General features: G+C 70.0%; 17 protein-coding genes, 1 tRNA gene and 1 other RNA gene. 11 read left to right on the top strand and 8 right to left on the bottom strand.

From position 1 onward, the window contains the following. Positions 1-5: 5 nt before the first annotated feature. From ACYU7G_RS07480 to ACYU7G_RS07495, 4 genes are all read right to left on the bottom strand, one after another. Positions 6-1,880: a polysaccharide biosynthesis protein gene (locus tag ACYU7G_RS07480; protein ID WP_461106365.1), complete on the bottom strand. Its 1,875-nt coding sequence runs from the start codon at positions 1,878-1,880 to the stop codon at positions 6-8. A 217-nt stretch (positions 1,881-2,097) separates the two neighbouring features. Next, positions 2,098-3,543, bottom strand: coding sequence for a L,D-transpeptidase (locus ACYU7G_RS07485; protein WP_461106367.1), 1,446 nt, complete (start codon positions 3,541-3,543; stop codon positions 2,098-2,100). A gap of 197 nt (positions 3,544-3,740) precedes the next feature. Then, a complete protein-coding gene (locus ACYU7G_RS07490) occupies positions 3,741-4,595 on the bottom strand; it encodes a septal ring lytic transglycosylase RlpA family protein (RefSeq protein WP_461106369.1) in 855 nt (284 codons plus the stop codon). 99 nt (positions 4,596-4,694) lie between these two features. Continuing rightward, positions 4,695-5,717 (bottom strand): acyltransferase family protein, encoded by a 1,023-nt coding sequence (locus tag ACYU7G_RS07495; RefSeq protein ID WP_461106371.1) that lies wholly within the window; start codon positions 5,715-5,717, stop codon positions 4,695-4,697. A gap of 70 nt (positions 5,718-5,787) precedes the next feature. On the opposite strand from ACYU7G_RS07495, the gene ffs reads away from it, so the two are divergent. Continuing rightward, an RNA gene (ffs, locus tag ACYU7G_RS07500) (signal recognition particle sRNA small type) lies at positions 5,788-5,884 on the top strand. Positions 5,885-5,890: 6 nt separating this feature from the next. Here the strand turns inward: ffs and ACYU7G_RS07505 are convergent. After that, positions 5,891-7,552, bottom strand: coding sequence for a sensor histidine kinase (locus tag ACYU7G_RS07505; RefSeq protein WP_461106374.1), 1,662 nt, complete (start codon positions 7,550-7,552; stop codon positions 5,891-5,893). Positions 7,553-7,817: 265 nt separating this feature from the next. Here ACYU7G_RS07505 and ACYU7G_RS07510 point away from each other — a divergent pair, with 265 nt between their 5' ends. From ACYU7G_RS07510 to ACYU7G_RS07550, 9 genes are all read left to right on the top strand, one after another. Next, the gene (locus ACYU7G_RS07510; RefSeq protein WP_461107258.1) at positions 7,818-10,115 is read left to right on the top strand and encodes a DNA polymerase III subunit gamma and tau; all 2,298 of its coding nucleotides are present in this window, start codon (positions 7,818-7,820) and stop codon (positions 10,113-10,115) included. A 77-nt stretch (positions 10,116-10,192) separates the two neighbouring features. Then, a complete protein-coding gene (locus tag ACYU7G_RS07515; RefSeq protein WP_461106376.1) occupies positions 10,193-10,528 on the top strand; it encodes a YbaB/EbfC family nucleoid-associated protein in 336 nt (111 codons plus the stop codon). Between the two features lies 1 nt (position 10,529). Next, complete coding sequence (gene recR, locus ACYU7G_RS07520; protein WP_461106378.1) at positions 10,530-11,165, top strand: recombination mediator RecR; 636 nt, start codon at positions 10,530-10,532, stop codon at positions 11,163-11,165. 42 nt (positions 11,166-11,207) lie between these two features. Continuing rightward, entirely contained in the window at positions 11,208-12,404 is a 1,197-nt protein-coding gene (locus ACYU7G_RS07525) for an MFS transporter (RefSeq protein ID WP_461106380.1), read from the top strand. 167 nt (positions 12,405-12,571) lie between these two features. Continuing rightward, positions 12,572-13,459 carry a dihydropteroate synthase gene (gene folP, locus ACYU7G_RS07530; protein WP_461106382.1) on the top strand — a complete coding sequence of 296 codons (888 nt, stop codon included), beginning with the start codon at positions 12,572-12,574 and terminating at the stop codon, positions 13,457-13,459. A 100-nt stretch (positions 13,460-13,559) separates the two neighbouring features. Beyond that, positions 13,560-13,982, top strand: a complete 423-nt coding sequence (locus ACYU7G_RS07535) for a YciI family protein (RefSeq protein ID WP_461106384.1) — start codon at positions 13,560-13,562, stop codon at positions 13,980-13,982. Next, entirely contained in the window at positions 13,949-15,298 is a 1,350-nt protein-coding gene (locus ACYU7G_RS07540) for an RNA polymerase sigma factor (protein WP_461106386.1), read from the top strand. Before ACYU7G_RS07535 ends, ACYU7G_RS07540 begins: the two co-directional genes overlap by 34 nt. 10 nt (positions 15,299-15,308) lie before the next feature. Next, positions 15,309-16,586, top strand: a complete 1,278-nt coding sequence (locus ACYU7G_RS07545) for a thymidine phosphorylase (RefSeq protein WP_461106388.1) — start codon at positions 15,309-15,311, stop codon at positions 16,584-16,586. A 99-nt stretch (positions 16,587-16,685) separates the two neighbouring features. Next, positions 16,686-17,321, top strand: coding sequence for a hypothetical protein (locus ACYU7G_RS07550; protein ID WP_461106390.1), 636 nt, complete (start codon positions 16,686-16,688; stop codon positions 17,319-17,321). A 68-nt stretch (positions 17,322-17,389) separates the two neighbouring features. Here ACYU7G_RS07550 and ACYU7G_RS07555 read toward each other — a convergent pair. Next, positions 17,390-17,463: transfer RNA gene (locus ACYU7G_RS07555), tRNA-Pro, on the bottom strand. A gap of 120 nt (positions 17,464-17,583) precedes the next feature. Then, on the bottom strand, positions 17,584-20,214 hold the full coding sequence (locus tag ACYU7G_RS07560; protein WP_461106392.1) for a glycoside hydrolase family 5 protein: 2,631 nt from the start codon (positions 20,212-20,214) through the stop codon (positions 17,584-17,586). A 151-nt stretch (positions 20,215-20,365) separates the two neighbouring features. On the opposite strand from ACYU7G_RS07560, the gene ACYU7G_RS07565 reads away from it, so the two are divergent. Further along, the gene (locus ACYU7G_RS07565; RefSeq protein ID WP_461106394.1) at positions 20,366-20,794 is read left to right on the top strand and encodes a pyrimidine dimer DNA glycosylase/endonuclease V; all 429 of its coding nucleotides are present in this window, start codon (positions 20,366-20,368) and stop codon (positions 20,792-20,794) included. Here the strand turns inward: ACYU7G_RS07565 and ACYU7G_RS07570 are convergent. Next, the gene (locus ACYU7G_RS07570; protein ID WP_461106396.1) at positions 20,791-21,912 is read right to left on the bottom strand and encodes an SGNH/GDSL hydrolase family protein; all 1,122 of its coding nucleotides are present in this window, start codon (positions 21,910-21,912) and stop codon (positions 20,791-20,793) included. The genes ACYU7G_RS07565 and ACYU7G_RS07570 overlap by 4 nt on opposite strands. Between the last annotated feature and the right edge of the window lie 2 nt (positions 21,913-21,914).

Consider the following 21,914-nt stretch of genomic DNA (forward strand, 5'->3'; position numbering starts at 1 on the left):
CGCGCTCAGCGCAGCGAGTCGATGGTGGTTCCCGGGTAGATCGTGGGCTCGGTGTCCAGCAGTTCCAGGACGGCGTCGCGGCTGTCCGGCTGATCCGGGACCAGGTCAGGATCAAGCGCCGGCACGTAGACCTCGCTGATCAGCGGGTGGCTGGTGACCGAGCCCTCCTCGAGGTTGCTGAACAGCACCTCGTGCATCTTCTCGCCCGGCCGCAGGCCCGTGAAGTGGATCTCGATGTCCTTGCCGGACTCGGCCACGAGCCGCTCGGCGACGTCCACGATCTTGACCGGTTCACCCATGTCCAGCACCAGCACGTCTCCGGGGGTCCCGATGGCGCCGGCCTGCAGCACCAGTTCGCAGGCCTCGGGGATGGTCATGAAGTAGCGGGTCACGTCCGGGTGAGTGACGGTGATGGGGCCGCCCTTGTCGATCTGCGCGCGGAACGCCACCAGCACCGAGCCGCGCGAGCCCAGGACGTTGCCGAAGCGCACCGAGAGGTAGGGCAGGTTGTGGGCGGTGGCGAACCAGGCCGTCAGCCGCTCCGCGAGGCGCTTGGTGCGGCCCAGCACGCTCGTCGCGGCGGCGGCCTTGTCCGTGGACACGTTGACGAACCGCTCGACCCCCACGGCATGCGCGGCCCGCAGCACGTTCAGGCTGCCGAGCACGTTGGTCTTCCAGCCCTCGAGCGGGAAGCGCTCCAGCATCGGGAGGTGTTTCAGCGCGGCCGCGTGGAACACGACGTCGGGGCGGTGCTCCTCGAACACCGTCAGGAGGGCCTGGTAATCGCGGATGTCCCCGAGGACCATGTCATCGGTGTCCAGCAGGCCGTTGCCGTAGAGGTTGAGCTGCACGCCGTGCAGCGCTGACTCGTCGCGATCCAGGAGCAGCAGCTTGGCAGGGCCCAGCTTGTGCACCTGGCTGGCGAGTTCCGAGCCGATCGAGCCGCCGGCGCCGGTGACCAGCACCACCTTGCCCGTGATGTAGTCGGCGATCTCGCTCAGGTCCGTGCGGATCGGGCGCCGGCCCAGGAGGTCCGCGACGTTGAACTGGCGCAGGGCCCCGAGGGTCACCTGGCCGCCGATCATCTCCCGCACCGGCGGCAGCACCACCAGCTCCAGGCCGTGGGCCTGGCAGCGGTCAGAGACGCTCTGGATCAGCTTGGCGGAGGCGTTGGAGATGGCCAGCACGACGGTGCGCGCACCCCGCTCCCGGGCCACCGTGACCATGTCCGCGCCGGTGCCCCGGACGCGGTGGCCCTCGATGCGCAGGTTGCGCTTGTCCACGTTGTCGTCGATGAAGCCCACGATCCGGTAGGGCGGCTCCTCGGCCTTGGCCACGAGCTGGGCCACCTGGTAGCCGGCGTCCCCGGCGCCGTAGACCAGCGCTGGCGTGGCGTCCTGCGCGGCCGGGCGGGGACGCGAGGCCATCAGGCTGCGGAACAACCAGCGTGCCGAGGCCATGATCATCAGGGCCGTGGGCGGCAGCATGATGGCCACGCCGCGCGGGAAGTTCTCCGTCAGCGCACTGAACACGAGGCCCAGCGGCAGGGCGATCACCACCACCACGAAACCCACCCACGACGCCTCGGCGAAGCTGCCGATGCGGTTGCGCCCGAGGTAGATCTGGGTGACCAGACCCAGCGCCACCTGCAGGACGAAGGCCGTCACGGTGTAGGCGATCACCCACGCCCACTGGGGACTGGTGAGGTGGAAGTCGTAGCGCACCAGCAGGAAGGCGAGCATGGCCAGCACCCAGGACAACCCGTCCCAGCCGATCAGCGTGGCGCGCCGCCAGAACGCGGGCAGCCGGTAGATGACGGAACTCAGGGTTCCGCCGGAACTCCGCGAGCCGTTGGGTGGTGCAGCCTGTTCCTCGACCATGCGCGACACAATATCGCTGCCCACTGACAGCGGGGCGAGGAGTTGCCGTGAATTCCATTGGCACAAGGACCGATGATTAAGTCGGCGGCGGGGGAATTCTCGTGAAACCCATTGTCAGGTGCTGTTGGCGGGGAAGAATGTTCGCCAATGGAAAAAACTGCGGCGCACCCCGTCCCCGGGACGCGCCGCAGCCTTCTGGAACTGCTCCGATATCGGATCAGTTGTAGACGATCACCTTGTCGCCGTTCTTCACCTGGGTGTCGAACAGCCACTTGATGCCCTCGTAGTCGCGCACGTTCACGCAGCCGCCCGAGTTGCCGTTGTACCCGGTGCGGCGGAAGTTGTCCGAGTAGTGCACGGCCTGGCCGCCGTCGAAGAACATCGCGAACGGCATGGCCGTGTGGTAGATGCTCGAGACGTGGTTGCGGGACTTCCACAGCACCTTGTGGGTGCCGTTGCGGGTCTCGGTGGATGCGCCCTCACGGCCGAAGCGGACGTCGTAGACGCTGATGATCTGGCCGTTGATCATCCAGGCCATCTGGCGCTGGTTCTTCGAGACGCACAGGGCGCGGCCGGTCATGCAGCGGGCGTCGGGGCGGAAGGTGAGGCTCGCCGGCGGGGCGAACTCGTGCTCGACCGGGACGCCAGACAGTGCGGGGGCCGCGGCCGGGATGCTGTCCTGGTGGCCGATCGTCGAGGTGCTGAACATCACGATGTTGTTCAGGACCCACTTGTCACTGGCGGTGAAGGTGCCGCCGGAGGCGTCCACGACGCGGGCCATCGCGTAGGAGCGGCAGGCGTTGCCACCGGTGGTGGGGGTGTTGCACTCGGTCTTCCACTGGCGGCCGTCCTCGGCGGTCCACTGGCCGGGGTTGGCCAGCGGGTTGTCGCCCCAGACTCGCTTGGGTGCGGGCAGGTACGTCATGTTGTTGAACGTCCAGCCGTTGTGGGTGAAGTACTTGCCCTCGTAGGTGACCACCTTGGTGGCCCAGATGTCGGTGCTGCAGCGCACGATCTGGGAGGAGTACATGGCGCAGTCGGTGTGCCAGTAGCGGTTGTTGACCAAGTGGTCACCGGGCTGCGTGTACAGGGTGGGGGCCAGCGGGGGCACGAAGTCCTTCTCGACCGGCGCGCCCGCGGGGGTCTGGGCCGCGGGGAGGATCTCCGTGACCGGGGCCACCGACGAGGAGGAGAACTGCACGATCGAGTTCAGCACCTCCTTGCGGATGGTCTGGTAGGCGCCGTCCACCTTGGTCAGCAGGTTGGTGGTCACGTAGTTGCGGCAGGTGTTGTCCGAGCGGCATTCGGTGCGCCACTGGCGGCCGGCGTCGTCGGTCCACGAGCCGGTGGCGGCGAGCCGGTTGCCGGCCCACTTCGACTTGGCGGACGGCAGGTAGGTCAGGTTGTTGAAGACCCAGCCCTCGTGGTCGTAGTGCTTGCCCTCGTGGGTCACCACCTTGGTGCCCCAGATGCTGGTCGTGCAGCGCACGATGTCCTCGGAGTACATGGCGCACTCCGTCTTCCAGTAGCGGTCGTTCACGAGGTGGACACCCGGCTGGTTGTACACCGTCGGCTCGACGGCGTTGGCCGCCTGGGTGGGCACGAGTCCGAGGACGGCTCCTACGACCACCACCAGCAGGAGGTTCAGTGTGCGTTTTGACATGCGTGGCCTTCCGAGTGCATGAAGAATTGCTCCGGTGACGATAACATCGGGCCGATCCACTCCCCAAAGAAGTGGGGGTGGCGCCGCCCGGGCGGGAACGGTCCCGCCTGTGGATTCAGTTTTCTTTCCTTGCGACCACAACACGCGATGGCAGCCCGATTGGGTTGCCATCGCGTGCCGGGGGGTCTGCCAGTGACTCAGTCGACGACCTGCCACTGGGCGGTGATCACGCCGGAGCTGATGCCGCCGACGGCCTGCATCGCGCCGAGGGACAGGTCCAGGCAGCGGCTGCCCGAGTAGGGGCCGCGGTCGTTGATGGTGACCACGACGCTCTTGCCGGTGGCCGGGTTGGTGACCTCCACCTTGGTGCCGAACGCGAGGGTGCGGTGGGCGGCGGTCATCGCGTACTGGTTGAAGCGCTCACCGCTGGCCGTGCGGTTCCCGTGGAAGCCGGGGCCGTAGTAGGAGGCGCGGCAGGAGTTGACGGGGTTGGTGTTGACCGGCGGGACGAACGCGGTGTCCACGGGCATGCCGTCGATGTCGGGCCGTGCGGCCGGGATGGTGGTCTGCGGGGCGATGGTGCTGGTGGAGAAGTTCACCATGTTGTTGAACACCCACTTGGTGGTGGTGCCCGAAGGGGTCAGCACGCTGGACATGGCGTAGGAGCGGCAGGCGTTGCCACCGGTCTTGGCGGTGTTGCACTCGGTCTTCCACTGGCGGCCGTCGTCAGCGGTCCAGGAGCCGGAGCGGGCCAGCGGGTTGCCGCTCCACACGCCGGAGGGGGAGGGCAGGTAGGTCATGTTGTTGAACGTCCAGGCGTCGTGGTTGTAGTACTTGCCGTCGTGCTCGACCACGGTGGTGGCCCAGATGACGGTCTCGCACCGCACCACGTTGGAGGAGTACATCTCGCAGTCGGTGTTCCAGTAGCGGCCGTTCTCGACGTGGTCACCGGGCTCCGTGTAGACGTCGGCGTTGGCCAGTGAGGGGGAGACGACCCCGAGCGTGGCTCCGACGATGACGAGGAGCAAGATGTGCAGCGAGCGCTTGAGCATCGCCGTCCCCTTTCTGTCTGGGGTTCGAGTTCGGACCGAAGCAACCTAACACTTTCTGAGAACAAAGCAAAGAATTCTCAGGAAATGGTTGAGGGTCGATCAGCGTGCCTTGGCGGACTCGCGCTCTGGCGTCGTCGACGGTGCGGCGGCCCGGCGGCGGCTGGCGGGGAAGGAGAACAACACGTCGATGCCGCGCACCCGCGTCAGCAGCAGCGGCACCACGAACGAAACCACGACGGCAGAGCCCACGGCCACCTCGGTGGGCACGCCCAGCGGCTGGAGCACGTTGTACAGCGCCGCGATCACGGGCAGGTGCACGACGTAGTAGATGATCGAGCGACGGCCGATCGACTCCAGGCCGCGCACCAGCCGGACCCGGGGGACCCGCGGTGCCAGCCACACCATCGCCCCGCAGCCCGCCAGGGCCAGCGCGAACGTGAGCAGGCTCTGGCCCTCGGTGATCTTGGTCACGTGCAGCCAGGATCCGACGACGGTGGCCGCCAGGAGCGCCGCGAACACGCCCCAGTGGGCCTCCTGCAGGCGCTTCACGTTGGGGGCGAGGGCGGCGCCGGCGAAGAAGAAGGCGCCGAACCAGAAGAAGTTCACCTGTTCCGGCAGCCACTGGAACAGCACGAGCAGCGACGCGGCCGGCAGCAGCCACATCGGGAACCAGCGGGAGCCGGCCCCCAGCTTGTGGGCGAGCAGCCCGACGGCGTAGCAGAACAGCAGCGTGAGCAAGTACCACAGGTGGGAGGTGCCGATGTAGGCGCGCGGGTCCGCGGCGCGCTCGGGGATGTGGGTGAACACGGTGATGGGCGCCCACAGCAGCATCGGCCAGGCGAGGTTGCGCAGCTTGCCGGAGACGTAGGTGCCGATGGGCTTGGCCAGTGCGCGGGGCAGGAACAGGCCCGAGATCAGCAGCAGCATGGGCAGCCGGAACGGTTCGAACGGCCGCGTCACCGAGAGCATCCAGCCCGGCATGGGCCAGCCGTCGATGTGGGCCATGTTCACGGTGTGGTTGAGCATCACGAGGAGGACGGCGGTGCCTCGGAGGAGGTCCATCCACGTGAGTCGTCGGGAGGCCTTGGCGGCCCCCTGCGGTCCAACCGCGTTGACATGCATCCCCACCATTCTAAGACAACGCTGGGTTTTCTCAGATTCGGGGGAGCGTCCGGGATGCAGTAGACTCTTCGAAGGCTCCTCGCGCGGCGGGATCTCGCCCAACTCCCCCAGGGTCGGAAGGCAGCAAGGGTAAGTGAGCTCTTCCGGGTGCGCGAGGGGCTCTTTTCATGCCCTCAATCGCGTTCGGGCAGCGGCAACGACACCCGGAACGTCGAACCCACCCCGGCCTCGGAGGTCACCGAGATCTGGCCGCCGTGCCCGTGCACGATGTCGCGGGTGATGGCCAGCCCCAGCCCCACCCCGGGGATGTTGCGGGCCCGGGCGCCGTCGGCCCGGTAGAACTGGGCGTACAGCAGGGACTGCTCCTCGGGTGTCATGCCGATCCCGGTGTCGGCCACCACCACGTCCATCGTCGTCTCCAGCACCTCCGTCCGGACGGTCACGGTGCCGCCCGACGGTGTGAACTTGACCGCGTTCGAGAGCAGGTTGTCCACCACCTGTGTCAGGCGCGCCGAGTCGAGCGGGGCCACCGGGGTGGGGACGAGGTCCCGCACGATGGCCACGTCCTTCGCGTTGGCCTGGGCCTCGATGGAGTCACAGGCCAGGCCCACGAGTTCGCTGAGGCGGCCGGGCAGGAGCCGGAAGGAGAGCCGCTCGTTGGCCAGGCGCTGGTTGCGCAGCAGGTCCTCCACGATGACCAGGAGCTGCTCCGCGTTGCGCTGCACCACGGCGAGGTGGGACCGGGCGGCCGGGGTGAGTTCCTCGTCGAGGGTCAGGTCCAGGAAGCCGATGATCGACGTGAGGGGCGTGCGCAACTCGTGGGAGACCATCGAGACGAACCTGGACTGCGAGTGGGCCGACTTCATGTGGAACGTGACGTCGGAGAACGTGATCACCGCGCCGTCGCGCTCACCATCGGCGTCGGTGATCTGCCGGGCGGAGGCGGACAGGATCAGTTGGTTGTCCCCGAGGGGGCCGGCGGCGAGCAACTGGTTGCTGAAGGTCTCCAGATTGGCGGCGCGACGCAGCGGGCGCCCCTCCGGCGGCACGAGGACCTCGGTGTTGGGCAGGTAGGTCAACATCCGGGACTCGGGGGCGTTCGGCTCGTCCGCAGGCAGGAACCGCTCGCGGAACACCCACTGGGCGGCGTTGCGCAGCACCTCCTTGCCGTCGCGGTCGAGGACCACCAGCCCCACGTCGATGGTGTCGATGATGTTCTGCAGCAGCCGTTCCTGCCTGGCGGTGCGCTGGTGCAGCGCGTCCTTCTCGTCCGCCTCCTGCTGCGCCCGTTCGGTGGCCCGCTCCAGCCACAACTGCAGGCCCGAGGTGAACCAGCACACCTGGAACACCGCCAGCGTCAGCATCATGGCCCGCAGCACCACCGCGGGGCTGAGGGCGCTCGCCTCCCTGATGATGACGGGAATGGCCACGCAGACCAGTGCCAGACCGGTCGCGAGGAACATCCCGGGGGTCCGGTACAGCGTCACCAGCCACAGGGCGGGCAGGAAGCACAGCAGCGAGACGCCGATCATGTCCGAACTGACCGAGGCCCGCAGCAGGCCGACGGCGATGAAGTCCGCCACCGGGATCAGGCCGGACCACACGACCGGGATCCGGGCCCAGGGGAGGCCGAACGCGGCGACGGTGGCGATGCCGGCCAGCACCAGGCAGACGTAGAACAGGTCCGGGGCGGCGATGGTGCCGGCCTCGGTGGACAGCACGACGGCAACGATCAGCAGCAGCCCGATGAACAGCGCCTGCTTGTTCACCAGCTTGCGCTTCGGGTCGTCGCTCACGGTTATCCGGAACCAGAGCGTCTGGATCGACTCGATCATTTGTCCCCCTGGACTCTCCGCACCAGGAGCCTGCGCGCCCCTGCTGCGTTGGTCTGCCGTCCGGTCCCTGTCCCGGGCCTTCCGCCATCGCCTGAGACTATCGGAAAGCCTGCATGCGGTCATTGGTCCGTGGCGTCGGGTTGTCGGTGGCCTGGAATAGGGTGTGGGTGTGGACGAGGACTACGAGTACGACGACGCGGCCGACGGCTTCGACTTCGGGACCCAGGACGGGCCCGGGCTCTTCGACGAGCCCGTCGAGCCGCCGATGGTGCAGGACGGCCCTGACTTGTTCGGGGACGTGGACGATGATGAGCCGCCCGCCCCTGCGCAACCGGCAGCCGCCGCACCGGGGGAGGTGACGGCCGCCGTCGAGGAGGAGGGCGGGGAGGAACTCGCGCCCCCGCCGTCGCGGCAGGAGTCCACAGCCCGGCCGGAGGCGCCCGCGGCCCCGCTGGCGCTGTACCGCCGCTACCGGCCGGACAAGTTCTCCGAGGTCATCGGCCAGGAGCACGTCACGGTGCCGCTGCAGCGCGCGCTGGACAACAACAAGGTCAACCACGCCTACCTGTTCTCCGGGCCCCGGGGCTGCGGCAAGACCACCTCCGCGCGCATCCTCGCACGCTGCCTGAACTGTGAGACCGGCCCCACCTCGGACCCGTGCGGCACGTGCCGCTCCTGCGTGGACCTCGCCCGCGGCGGCCCCGGCAGCATCGACGTCATCGAGATCGACGCCGCCTCGCACGGCGGTGTCGACGACGCCCGTGACCTGCGCGAGCGCGCCTTCTTCGCACCGGTCCACAGCCGCTACAAGATCTACATCGTCGACGAGGCGCACATGGTCACCACGGCCGGCTTCAACGCGCTGCTGAAGCTGGTTGAGGAGCCACCGCCGCACGCCAAGTTCGTGTTCGCCACCACGGAGCCGGAGAAGGTCATCGGCACCATCCGCTCCCGCACCCACCACTACCCGTTCCGGCTGGTGCCGCCCAAGGTGCTGGGGGACTACCTCGAGCAGATCTGCACCACCGAGGGGGTGCCGGTGGACCACAAGGCGCTGCCGCTGGTGGTGCGGGCCGGCGGCGGGTCCGTGCGTGACTCGCTGTCCGTGCTGGACCAGCTGCTCGGCGGCGCCGGGGAGGAGGGGGTGGCCTACGAGCAGGCCACCGCGCTGCTGGGATTCACCCCCGACGCCCTGCTCGACGAGATCATGGACGCCTTCGCCGCCGGGGACTCCGCCGGGGTGTTCCGCACCATCGACAAGATCGTCGAGATCGGCCAGGACCCGCGCCGCTTCGCCGAGGACCTGCTGCGACGCCTACGGGACCTCGTCATCCTCGCCGCCGTGCCCGAGGCCGCCAGCAACGGCATGCTCGACGTCGCCGATGACCAGGCGCAGCGCCTCGCCACCCAGGTGGCCGGGATGGGCTCGGGTGAGCTGACCCGCGCGGCCGAGGTGATCGCAACGGGCCTCACCGAGATGCGCGGCACCACCGCGCCCCGCCTGCACCTCGAGCTGATGTGCGCCCGCGTGCTGCTGCCGGGGGCCGACGCCGACGAGCGCGGCCTGCACGCCCGCATGGATCGGCTGGAGCGCCGGGTGGGGATGCTCGGCAGCGGTACCGAGGCGCCCGCAAACTGGTCCGACGTGCCGTCCGCGGCGGCCCCCGCCCCCGCGGCGGCACCGGCGGCCACGTCGCAGGCACCCGCACGACCGGCGGCCCAGTCGTCCGCGTCGCCCGCCCCTGCCCGGCAGGGCCAGCGTCCCGCCGGGGCGCCGCCGGGAACGCCCGCTGCGCCACCGTCCGAGCCGGCCCGGACCGCGCCCGCCGCGGCTTCTGCGGCATCCGCCGGAGCCCCGGCCGCACCCCAGCAGGCCGCTGCGCCGGAGCCCGCACCCCAGGCTCCTGCCGACGGGGAACGCGGAGGCGCCCCGGAGGCGCCCAAGGACCCGTCGTCGATGGGGCACCCGCTGCGCCAACGGCCCGCCGGTCAGCCGCCGACTGGTTCGGCCTCGGCAGTGGAGGCACCCGCCGCCGCTGCCCCCAGGCCGCAGGCCACCCGCCCCAAGGACGGCCTCACCGCCGCCGAGGTGCGGCGCCTGTGGCCAGACGTGCTCGCGGAGGTGAAGGGGCGCCGTCGGTTCACCTACATGATGCTCAGCCAGCACGCGCAGGTGGTGGACGCCGCCGACGGCACGCTCGTGCTCGGGTTCTCCAACCCCGGCGCCAAGGAGAACTTCGGCACCTCGGGCAGCCTGGACGTGCTCGCCGACAGCCTCATCGAGGTGATCGGCGTCGAGTTCCGCATCAACACCGTGGTGGCGGGCGGCGGCCCCGAGGAGCCGCAGCACCCGGCGCAGCGCCCCGCCGGGCAGATGCCGGCCGCGCCCGAGCCCCCGCCGGCCGAGCGTGCGGCGTCGGCGGCCTCCGCCCCGGAGCCCGAGCCGTACCCGGACGTGGAACCGGACGACGCCAGCCTCGCCGACGCGGACGAGACCGCCGCCGGCTTGCTGACCGAGGCGTTCGGGGCCCAGGTCATCGACGTCAGCGAGTCCGAACGCTGAGTCCCGCGCCGTGGTGAAAGCCCGGCGAAAGCAGATGCGCATAAGCTTGGCCCGCAGGGTCGAACGAAGGAGTGGGAATGTTTGAAGGACTCGACATGAACGCGCTCATGGAGCAGGCACAGAAGCTCCAGGCGGACATGCTCAAGGCACAGCAGGAGCAGGCGGCCAAGAGCTTCGAGGGCAACGCCGGTGGCGGCCTCGTCAAGGTCACCGTCTCCGGGGCCGGGGAACTGACCGACGTGCAGATCAAGCCGGAGGCGTGGGACCCCGATGACACCGAGACCCTCGGTGCCCTCGTAGTCGCCGCGTTCCGCACCGCCAAGGAGCAGGCCGACGACGCGATGAAGGCAGGCATGCCCGAGATGCCGCAGATGCCCGGCATGCCCGGCGCTCCCGGGGGCATCGGGTTCTGAGGTGTACGAAGGCCCCATCCAGGACCTCATCGACGCGCTGAGCCGGCTGCCGGGGGTTGGCCCCCGCAGTGCCCAGCGGATCGCGTTCCACCTGTTGGACGCGCCCGAGGAGGAGGTGTTCGCGCTCGCCGACACCCTCCGTCGCGTCAAGGAGTCCGCCAAGTTCTGCGAGGTCTGCTTCAACGTCACGCAGGAGAACCGCTGCCGGGTCTGCCGGGACCCGCGCCGCGACCGCTCCATGATCTGCGTGGTGGAGGAGTCCAAGGACGTCATCGCCATCGAGCGCACGTCCGAGTTCCGTGGGCTTTACCACGTGCTCGGTGGCTCGATCTCGCCGATCGACGGCCGCGGCCCCGGGGACCTGCACACCCGTGAGCTGTTCACCCGCCTCGCCGACGGTGAGGTCACCGAGGTGATCCTCGCCACGGACCCGGACACCCAGGGCGAGGCCACCGCCGCGTACCTGAGCCGCATGCTGCGTGACTTCGGCGTGAGCGTCACCCGTCCCGCCAGCGGCCTGCCCGTGGGCGGCGACCTCGAGTACGCGGACCAGGTCACCCTCGGCCGCGCGTTCGAGGGCAGGCGCTCCATGTTCGCGCCCGAGCCCGCCACCTCGTCGGCCACCCCCGCGGAGTAGTCCCGGGCCGGGAGAGCCGGACCACCAGCAAGGAAGGCCCTGATGGCCCCCACCCCCTCGCCGCAGGTGCGGCTCGCCCGCTGGGGCGTCGCCCTGCTGTTCTGGCTCAACGGCGCCACCTACGCGTCGCTGATCCCGCGCTACCCGGAGATCAAGCAGGCCCTGCAGCTCTCCGACACCTTCTGGGGGCTCTCAATCGCGGTCGGGCCGCTGGGCGGCCTCGCCGCCGGCCTGGCCACCGCCGCCCTGATGCGGCGCTTCAACTCCGCCAACGTCTCGGTGATCTCGCAGGTGGGGGCCATCGTGATGATCAACGTCATCGGCAACGCCCCCGCCGCACTGGTGTTCGCGGCCGGCCTGTTCCTGATGGCCGCCTTCGACGCCATCACAGACATCTCCATGAACGCCCACGGCCTGCGCGTGCAGCGCGGCTACGGCCGCTCCATCCTGAACTCCTTCCACGCCTGGTGGTCCATCGGCGCCGTGTGCGGCGGCTTCTTGGGCTCCACCGCCGCCCAGCTCGGCATCCCCATCTGGGCGCAGGCCCTCGGGCTGTCCGTCATCTTCCTGGCGCTCGACGTCGGCTGCCGCCGGATGCTGCTGAACGGACCCGACCGCGAGGCCGTGACCACCCACGCCGACGAGGCCGCGCCGTCGCGCCGGATCCCCGGCCCCGTGCTGCTCCGGCTCGCCGCCCTCGGCGTGATGGCGGCCGCCGCCGGCCTGATCGAGGACACCGCCGCCAGCTGGGGCGCCATCTACATGGACCGAGCGTTCGTCGTCGTCCCGTTCGTGGCCGGCATGGCGTTCGTCGCGTTGCAGGGCACCCAGATGGTGGGGCGCTTCATGGGCGACGGCCTCGTCGACAGGTTCGGCCCCCGCGGCGCGCTGGTGCAGGGCGCCGTGATCGCCGTCGTCGGCATGGGCCTCGCGCTCACGTTCCCCAACGCTGTCGGCACCATCATCGGCTTCGCCTGCGCGGGCTGGGGCGTGGCGACGGTGATCCCGTCGGCCATGCACGCCGCCGACGAGTTGCCCGGCATGCGGCCGGGTACGGGCCTGACCATCGTGACCTGGCTCCTGCGCGTCGGGTTCCTCGTCGGCCCGCCCATGATCGGCGCCATCGGAGACGCCACGTCCCTGCGCTGGGCGCTGTTCGTCGTCCCCGTGTGCGGCGTGGTCATGCTGGCGCTGAACTGGTCCCTGGCTCCGCTGCGGCTCTCCCGCCGCGCCTCCTGAGCTCCCGCGGGCCCGCTCCGCCCGGCGAGCGCATCGGGCCTGACCCGACCCGCCGACAGAATCGGGCGGAAGGGGTGCCCGTACCCTCCCGCCCGATTCTTCACGGCGTGTCGGGTCGCGGGGGCCGGGCGACGCGACAGGGGCGGCCGGGCTGGTTGAATGGACCCGTGACCCTACCCACCATCACGGCCGCGCAGCGCCGCATCGGCCGCCGAGACTTCGACTTCGACAACCGGGTGGCCGTGATGGCCATCGTCAACCGCACCAAGGACTCCTTCTTCGACGCCGGACTCACCTTCGAACTGCAGCCCGCGGTGGACGCGGCCCTGGCAGCGGCAGAGGCCGGCGCGGACATCGTCGACATCGGCGGCGTCCCGTTCAGCCCCGACGCGCGGGACGTGTCCGAGGCCGAGGAGATCGAGCTCATCGGCCCCTTCATCGAGGAGGTGGCCAAGCGAAGCGACGTCGCCATCTCCGTGGACACGTTCCGCTCGGGCGTGGCACGCGCCGCCATCGCCGCGGGTGCCGCCATCATCAACGACACCTCCGGCCTGCACGACCCGGCGACGGCGCCCCTGGCCGCCGAGACCGGCGCCACGTTGATCATCACCCACTCCCGCGCCGAACCCCGCAAGCACCTGCGCAAGCCGCACTACGACGACGTGGTGGGGGAGATCGTCTCCTTCCTCGTGGACCGGGTGGAGCGGGCCACCGCCGCCGGGGTGGGGATGGGACAGCTGATCGTCGACCCCGGCCCCGACCTCAACAAGAACACCCTCCACACGCTGGAGATCTGCCGCCGCTTCGACGAGTTCACCCGGCTCGGGCCGCCCACCCTCGCGGCGCTGTCCAACAAGGACTTCATCGGTGAGACCCTGGACCGTCCCAAGGACCAGCGCCTGGCCGGCACCGTCGCCACCACCACTTGGTGCATCGAACGGGGCGCGCGGATCGTGCGCGCCCACGACGTCGCCCGCACCGTCGAGACCGTCCGTATGACCGAGGCACTGCTCGGCCTGCGCGAACCCGCCTACCTGCGTCACAACCTCGACTGAACTCGCCCGAACTTTTTTCTGACGGATGTCGATCCACGCTCTTCCCGATCGACGTCATGGGTGAGAGGGTCGAGACACGACCCGCGAGAAGGAGTTCGAAATGTCCAAGTTCATGCTGATCATGCGAGCCAGCGACGAAGCCGTGGCCGCCTACAAGGAAGTCCCCTTCGAGCAGGTCATCGAACAGATGGGCCGCTACAACGAGGCCCTGCTGAAGGCCGGCGTCATGATCGCCGGCGACGGCCTGGCCGAGGAGCCGGGGCTGGTGGTGGACTTCTCGGAGGAGCAACCGCTGGTCACCGAGGGCCCCTACGGCGAGACCAAGGAGCTGTTCTCCGGGTTCTGGATGCTGGAGGTGCCCACCATCGAGGAGGCCGCCGAGTGGGGCAAGCGCTGCCCGCTGGGCCCCGGTGCCAAGCTCGAGATCCGCCGCGTCACCGACGAGACCGACTTCCCGGCGGACAACGAGTGGATCGAGAAGGAGGCCGGTTGGCGCGAGGAGCAGGCCGCCCGCACCAACTGATGACCAACTCCAGCCAGATCGACGACGGGGCCGCGCGCACGGCGGAGGAATCCGCCCGGCGCGCGGTCGCCGCCGTCTGGCGCATCGAGGCGGCCCGCATCACCGCGACCCTGACCCGGATCACGGGCGACTTCACCCTCGCCGAGGACCTCGCCCAGGACGCCCTCGGCGAGGCGCTGCTCGCGTGGCCCGCCAAGGGGGTCCCGAGCAACCCGGCGGCCTGGCTCACCGCCGTCGCCAAGCGCCGCGCCATCGACCAGTGGCGCCGCGACGTCCGCCACCGCGACCGCCTCTCGGAGCTCGCCTTCGGCATCGAGCAGGGCTCACCCACCGACGCGCCCTGGGACCCCGACACCATCGACGACGACGTGCTCCGCCTGGTGTTCATCGCCTGCCACCCGGTGCTCGGGGCCGAGGCGCAGGTGGCGCTGACGCTGCGGGTGGTGGCGGGCCTGACCACAGAGGAGATCGCCGCCGCCTTCCTCGCCCCGGTGGCCACCGTCCAGCAACGCATCGTGCGGGCCAAGAAGCGCATCGCCGACGCGGGGGTCGCCTTCGAGACCCCGCCCCGGGAGGAGTTCCCAGAACGGCTGCGAGGCGTGCTGGTCACCATCTACCTCCTGTTCGCCGAGGGCCACTCCGCCAGCCATGGTGAGGCCTGGATGCGCACCGACCTCGCCCGCGAGGCCATCCGCCTGGGCCGCGTCCTGACCGGACTCCTCCCGGACAGCGCGGAGGCCCACGCCCTGCTGGCGCTGATGGAACTGACCGCAGCCCGCTTCCCGGCCCGCGTCGACGCCGCGGGCGAGCCGGTGCTGCTGGAGGACCAGGACCGCCGCCGCTGGGACCGCGACGCCATCCGCCGCGGCCGCACCGCCCTCGCCCGCGCCGTCGAACTCGGCCCGGCCCTGGGCAACTACGCACTGCAGGCCTCGATCGCGGAGTGCCACGCCGTCGCCGAGAGCGTCGCGGGCACCGACTGGGCAAGGATCACGGCCCTCTACGACGGTCTCCTGCAGCTCACCGGTTCCCCGGTGGTGGCGCTGAACCGAGTGGTGGCGCTGGCCCACGCCGACGGACCGCAGGCCGGTCTGGACACACTCGACGAACTGCTCGGCAGGGGAGAGCTCGCCGGGCACCACCTCCCGCACGCGGTGCGAGGGGAACTGCTGACCAGGCTCGGCCGCACCGACGAGGCCCGCACCGAGTTGGAGACCGCCCGCGCGGGCACCGGGAACGAGGGCGAGCGCAACGTGCTGGCGCGCAAGCTCGCGGCTCTGCCGCCCCGCCAGCAGGAGGCTGGTCCGGAGAACTAGGATCGCTGGCATGAACATGGACGTCATTGATGTGATCAGCGCCAAGCGCGACGGGCACGCCCTCACCGGGGAGCAGATCGACTGGGTGATCGACGCCTACACCAAGGGCATCGTTGCCGACGAGCAGATGGCGGCGCTCGCGATGGCGATCTACCTCAACGGCATGAGCCGCGAGGAGGTGGCGCGCTGGACCATGGCGATGGTCAACTCCGGCGACCGCCTGGACTTCTCATCCCTCGGCCGCCCCGTGGTGCACAAGCACTCCTCCGGCGGGGTGGGCGACAAGATCTCCCTCCCGCTGGCGCCCCTGCTCGGTGTCTACGACGTCGTGGTCCCCAAGCTGTCCGGCCGCGGCCTCGGCCACACCGGCGGCACCCTGGACAAGCTCGACTCCATCCCCGGCTGGCGCGGCAACCTCAGCAACGAGGAGCTCTTCGCCCAGCTCGACGAGATCGGCATCACCATCGCCGCGGCAGGCTCCGGCCTCGCCCCGGCCGACAAGAAGCTCTACGCCCTGCGCGACACCACCGGCACCGTGGCCGCCGTACCACTGATCGCCAGCTCCATCATGAGCAAGAAGATCGCCGAGGGCCCCGGTGCGCTCGTCCTGGACGTGAAGGTGGGCAACGGCGCGTTCATGACGTCGGTCGAGGCCGCCTCCGAACTGGGTCGGGTGATGGTGGACCTCGGGACCGATGCCGGCATCAACACCATCGCCCTGCTGACCAACATGGACACCCCCCTGGGGCTCACCGCGGGCAACGCCCTGGAGGTGCGCGAGGCGCTGGAGGTGCTCGCCGGCGGCGGGCCCTCCGACGTGGTCGAGCTCACCGTCACGATCGCGCGCGAGCTGCTGGGCGCCGTCGGCAAGGGGGACGTGGACCCGGCGGAGGCGCTGGCCGACGGGCGGGCCATGGACCTGTGGCGCAAGATGATCACGATGCAGGGCGGCGACGTCGACGCTCCACTGGCCGTTGCGTCGCACACCGAGGTGGTCCGCGCGGAGCGTGACGGCTGGATCGAGCGGCTGGAGGCCCTGCCCGTCGGTGTGGCGGCCTGGCGGCTGGGGGCCGGGCGGGCCCGCAAGGAGGACACCATCGACCCGGGTGCCGGCGTCCAACTGCACGCCAAGCCGGGGGACCGCGTCACCGCCGGCCAGCCGCTGTTCACCCTCCACACGGACCGGCCGGACAGCTTCGCCAGGGCGATCGAGGCGCTCGAGGGTGCCGTCGGCTACTCCGACGCCGAGCCGGAGCCGACGCCGCTGGTGCTGGGCCGGGTCGACTGACCCCAGCGCAACACTGTTGCGCCCGCAGCCGTACACGGACCCTCCCGCAACACTGTTGCGCTGGCGTCGGCACTTGGGTGGGCGTGAAAGACTTCAAGCATGAGAATCAAGCGGACCCTGCCTGCGCTGGCGCTCGGACTGCTGCTGGTGGCCGGCTGCGGCCAGACCGACGGCTCCGACCCGGCCCCGCCCACCGCCACCGGCGACGTGGCGACGGTCACGCCCACCCTGGCGTCGCCGGACGCGGACACCAGCACCGCTGGGGAGAGCCCGACCACCGAGCAGACCGAGCAGGGGCCCACGCCACCGCCCCAGGCCCCCGAGTCGCCGACGGCGCCCGTCACGGAGGACCCCAGCACCATGGGGCCCGTGGAGGGGGAGTGGACGGCGCTGGAGGCCGAGGTGAAGTCCGCCGACGACCTCGACACCATCGCCGACCTCCCCGAGGACTTCCGCGCGTTCGTGGGTTCCATCGCAGGGGTCACCGACTCCTACGACTGCACCCTTGAGCTCACCATCACCGGCTTCCACCCGGCGGGTTTCGCCTCCGGGTCCACGTTCGCGCCCGGCTGCGGGGGCTCGATGGTGGTCTGGAGCAAGGCCGGCGGCTCCTGGGCGACGGTGCTGGAGATGCAGGCGGTCCTGGACTGTGCCGAGTTCGAGAACAACTACATCCCGCCGGGCAGCCCGGACCTGAGCTGCCTGGATGCCTCCGGAAACGTTGTCGCCTGGTAGGTTGCGGCGGGAAGCGAAAAACCGGCTCTGGCGAGCGTTTCCGCTTGCCAGAGCCGGTTTCTGCTTTGTCGGGGTGACAGGATTTGAACCTGCGGCCTCGTCGTCCCGAACGACGCGCGCTACCAAGCTGCGCCACACCCCGATTGGCCCCTTGAGCCATCGAACATGTTAGCGGATCAGCTGCCACCGCGCGAAATGGAGCTCTCGCCGGCTACGGGCGGCCACCTGTCGCCCCCGGAGCCGGACTTCGGGTCTCGACGGGTCAGGACTCGATGCGGAAGATCGCGCTGCGCCACTTGTCGAGCTGCACGCGAAGGCCCCCTGACAGCAACTGCGCCGAGGTGCCCGAGAAGACCTGGTCGCCGTTCTCGGCAACGAGCCGGAAGCTGCCCTCTCGGCTGATGCGCGGGTGCACCTTGTCGCGGCCCGGGTTCTTCATCGAGCGACGGTAGACCACGAGGTGCTCCGGGCCGACGACCAACTGGTGGTCGGGTGAGGTGCGACGGTCGACCGGGACCCCCGCGCCGGTCAGGAAGTCGGCGAGCCGGCCCTTGTTGAGGTGTTCGAGGTCATCCACCCAGAGGATCGGGAGCTCGAAGCTGTCCGAGGCCAGTACCGCGCGGACCCGCTCGTCGAGGTTGCGGCGGTCAGCGACGACGGCGTCGTAGTCGAACTCCGCGGTGAGACCGTCGACCTGCTCAAGCCCAGTCGGCACCATCGTCAGCAACCGGTCGATGATCTCGTCGTCGGTCAGCAAATGGAACGGGCCGAGGTTCAGGTCGAGCGCCATCTTGACGAAGGGCACCACCGAGAAGTTGTGGCCGTTGGCGATCGGGGCCGCCGCCGGGTTCTGCACCAGGGCGACCGTGGCTGCGGACCAGTCCACCGGGCCTGCCGCGTAGACGGGGGAGTAACGACGGAAGTGCCGGTCGAAGGACTCGCGGAAGGGTTCGAAGTCGTTCGCGTTGTGCCAGAGCGCCCAGTGCATCTTCCCGACCGCGCCGGCCGCGTAGTACTGCACGAGCGCCGCCTCGATCATCAGGTCACCCGCGGTGGCCTGGTCCATGTCCGGCAGGAAGGAGTCCCAGCCGTAGCTGCCGCCCTCGCCGTTGTAGACCGGAACCGGCGACGTCGAGTAGGGGGCGAACAGCGATGCGATCGCGTGGGAGAAGACATCGTCGACGTCACGGGCCAGCCACGGAGAGTGGCGGTCCTGGGCGTCGGGGCGCAGTTCGAGCGGAGCATTGGGCATGTAGTGGTGCGGGGCGTTGCCGTCCACGAGGTTGGGCAGTTGCCAGGTGGCCACGGAGGTGGACACGTCATGGCCGTATGCGCCGACCATCGCGAACACCAGGCGGTCCGGGTCCGCCTGCTTGATCGTGAACGCGCACTTCTCGGTGATGCGCCTCCAGTTCGACTGCACGGACATGAACGCGTCGTGCGGCTCGTTGTGGGGGATCTCGATGCCCATGACGTTGGGGTTGCCCTTGTAGTGCGCCGCGAGCCAGCGATGCGAGTCGAGGAGCGCCGCGAGGTGCTCGGGGTCGGAGAGGTCGAGCGCCCCGCGCTCGGTGGACGAGGGTGCCAGGTAGCTGAACGCTGTCCCGGGCTTCCCCGTGCCGGCGTCGTGGTTGTTGCCGCCGGACCAGTAGTCGTACGGGTCGACGGGGAAGCGGTGCCAGTCCAGCACGAGGCGGATGCCGTGCCTGCCGGCCTGCGTGACGAAATGGTCCAGCATCGCCAGCCATGCGGGATTCATCCCCCGGGTGGTGAGTTCGTCGGCCCAGGCCGCATCGTCGGGGAAGACTCCGCGGGCGGGCTGCACCATGCCAAGGTTGATCGGGACGCGGACCGCTCGAAGCCCCCAGTGAGCCATCAGCGCGATGTCGGCGTCGAGGCCGCTCCAGTCAGCGGTGCGGGGGAAGCGGAGCATCATGAGGTCGTAGTTGAAGCCCGTGAAGCCGAAGCGCTTGTCGCCCTCCATCAGCTTGCCGCCCTCCACCCGCAGCGGCAGGAGTTCCTGTGGAGCGCGCACCTCGATGGGGAACTCGTGCGTGGCGCCGAGGTGGTCGACCGTGATCGACGTCGCCCCCGGGGCCACGGGGGTCAGGTAGCCGAACTCGTTGATCCGGAGCACCGACTCGTCGCCCGAGGACAGGGTTGAGTGTTGTGTGACGTCCTTGAGGGCGCCATCTGCGTACCGGGCCCGGACCACCAGCGGGACGAGGTCGGGCTCGCCGACCAGCACGAGCGGTAGACCGGTTGTCTCGAGGCCGGACGGGACGACGGGGTCGACGGTGTGCTCGACCCTGACGTCGTCGAACCACGCGATCGCGGAACCTGCTCCGAGGACCATGTGGTCCTTCCACACCTGCAGCTCCAGACGGATGACGTCCTGCATTCCGGCGACGTTGTTCCAGTGGGTCACCTCCACGCTCTGCCAACCGGGAGCACCGGGTGTGACGTTGACCTGCGCGTTGCGCTGGCCCTGGGTGGCGCTGACCAGCCGGACCTGGACGCGCGAGACGCCCTCGGTACGGATCTTGAACGTGACCTTGGTCACCGCCAGGCGGTCCAGCGTCTTGCGGAGCGCGACGTACCGGCCGGCGGCGGAGAAGTCGCCCAGGAGGCGGCCGGACTGGTTCCCCTCGGCCGCACGCGTGGCGTCCCGGGTGAACTCGCCGACGGCGGCGCCGTACTCGTTGCCGAGGTGGACGGCCCACGGTTCGTGCTTGGACTCGAAGTGCCCGACGACGTCCACCCAGGTCGTCGGCGTTGCCGCTGCCTCGCTCGGGAACATCCCGCCCGCGAGGACGGACGTGGCCACCGACGTCGCCACCACGGCACCGGTGCCCATCAGAAGGCTGCGCCTCGTGATCGGTTGTGTCTCCACTGTGAAACTCCCTCTGTCATGCGCTGCCTCGTTGCTAAAGCGCTTTAGTGCAACCTTAGGCAGATGTTCCGATCATCGTCAACGGGTCAGCGCAGAGAGTTTCGAACGTTTCATCACGCACTTCCGGACGGGCACTGGCATGCTGGCTCCCATGCGCCTTTGGAGTCTCCATCCAGCCCTCCTGGACAGGGCCGCGCTCGTCGCCTGCTGGCGCGAGGGTCTCCTGGCGCAGGCGGTCCTCGCCGGGCGTACGCGTGGATACCGGAATCACCCCCAGCTGGAGCGCTTCCGGGCGAGTCCCGACCCCTTGGTGGCCGTGGCGACGTACCTGTCGGCCGTGGCCGAGGAGGCCGATGCCCGCGGCTATCGCTTCGACCGCACCCGGCTCGACGCGGATCCCGCCGCAATGCTCCGGATGGCCGTCACCCGCGGACAACTGGAGCTGGAGCTGGAGCACCTGCGAGCGAAGGTGCTCGCCCGAGCCCCGGAGTGGCTGGGGCGGCTGGGGTCCGCCGACCCGCACCCGGTTTTCCACGTCGTGCCCGGTCCGCCGGAGAGCTGGGAGCGCCACCGTTCCTAGGGGCGCAGGATTGCGGGATCAACGCGCTCGGCGGCGGCGCGGTGGCCGGTCTCGTTCGGGTGGAGTCCGTCGTGGGTGAATCCGGGCCGCCACAGCGACGGCGATGCCGGCGCGCCGAGGGCTGCTGCGACGTCGATGACCCCTGCCAGGGGTGACGGGACGGAGCGCAGCCAGTCGTTGACCTGTGCGCGTACCCGTGCGCCGGCCGTCGGGGTCTGACCGGCCAGGGTGCGCCAGCCGTCGCCCGAGGTGGTGACCGGCGGGATGGTGCAGGCCAGGACCCTGCTGCCCATGGCCTCCAGGTCGCGCCAGTGCTCGATCAGCAGATCCTGCATCTCGGCCAGCCCCGGCCCGCCCTGCTGTAGGTCGTTCGTGCCGAGCGCGGCGATGGCCACGCAGGGCTGCACCCACTGCAACAACACCCGGCGACGGCGACGCGACGGCACCGACAGCGCGCCGCGCGCGGTCGCCCCACTGACGGCCAGATTCAGCGTGGGGAACTCCGGCTGGAGGGCTCGCTGGACCCAACCCAGGTGGTGTGCGGAGCCGCGCACGTCTCCGAAACCGACGGCGTTCGAGTCGCCTGTGACGAGAACCGTCGGCGCGTCCCTTGCCGCAGAGCCGACGTCGCCGAGCACCTGCCACGGGCCGTAGCCGTGGGCTGTCCCCGGTCGCACGGTGGCACCGCCTCGGGGGGCCACGCCCTCGCCGTCGTGGGCGTTCGTCTGCGATCCCAGCGGGACTGAGCCGCCCGGGTCGGATTCCACGGTGGTGTCGGTGAGGAACGCAAGGCCCGCCCTGCCCGAGATGTCCACGGGATCCGAGATCCCGGCCTCCCCGGGCTCCAGCCTCAAGTACCGGGAGCCCGAGAACCAAACGACGTGCTCGGCGTGGGTGACGACCTTGGCGGAGACCGTGATCGGGTCGGGGCCGGGGACGTCGCGGCCGTCGACGTTGGACCAGTTCGAGTAGACGAGGCGGATGCCGGATGCGCCACGCTGGAGGACGTGGCGCATCCGGGTGACGAGCGAACCGGCGTCGCTCATGTTGTCGGGTGGGGCGACCCGCACCGGCAGGTGGACGTTGGTCGCGACGGGGGCGAGGCGGTCGACGTCCACCG

Source organism: Tessaracoccus terricola, assembly GCF_054776555.1.

Bases quoted from the DNA above. Each gene is read 5' to 3' on its own strand.
- ACYU7G_RS07565 (WP_461106394.1), top strand. From the start codon at position 20,366: ATGCGCCTTTGGAGTCTCCATCCAGCCCTCCTGGACAGGGCCGCGCTC.
- ACYU7G_RS07515 (WP_461106376.1), top strand. From the start codon at position 10,193: ATGTTTGAAGGACTCGACATGAACGCGCTCATGGAGCAGGCACAGAAG.
- ACYU7G_RS07505 (WP_461106374.1), bottom strand. From the start codon at position 7,552: ATGATCGAGTCGATCCAGACGCTCTGGTTCCGGATAACCGTGAGCGAC.
- ACYU7G_RS07525 (WP_461106380.1), top strand. From the start codon at position 11,208: ATGGCCCCCACCCCCTCGCCGCAGGTGCGGCTCGCCCGCTGGGGCGTC.
- ACYU7G_RS07545 (WP_461106388.1), top strand. From the start codon at position 15,309: ATGAACATGGACGTCATTGATGTGATCAGCGCCAAGCGCGACGGGCAC.
- ACYU7G_RS07550 (WP_461106390.1), top strand. From the start codon at position 16,686: ATGAGAATCAAGCGGACCCTGCCTGCGCTGGCGCTCGGACTGCTGCTG.
- ACYU7G_RS07495 (WP_461106371.1), bottom strand. From the start codon at position 5,717: ATGCATGTCAACGCGGTTGGACCGCAGGGGGCCGCCAAGGCCTCCCGA.
- ACYU7G_RS07510 (WP_461107258.1), top strand. From the start codon at position 7,818: ATGGTGCAGGACGGCCCTGACTTGTTCGGGGACGTGGACGATGATGAG.
- ACYU7G_RS07485 (WP_461106367.1), bottom strand. From the start codon at position 3,543: ATGTCAAAACGCACACTGAACCTCCTGCTGGTGGTGGTCGTAGGAGCC.
- ACYU7G_RS07490 (WP_461106369.1), bottom strand. From the start codon at position 4,595: ATGCTCAAGCGCTCGCTGCACATCTTGCTCCTCGTCATCGTCGGAGCC.
- ACYU7G_RS07535 (WP_461106384.1), top strand. From the start codon at position 13,560: ATGTCCAAGTTCATGCTGATCATGCGAGCCAGCGACGAAGCCGTGGCC.
- ACYU7G_RS07480 (WP_461106365.1), bottom strand. From the start codon at position 1,880: ATGGTCGAGGAACAGGCTGCACCACCCAACGGCTCGCGGAGTTCCGGC.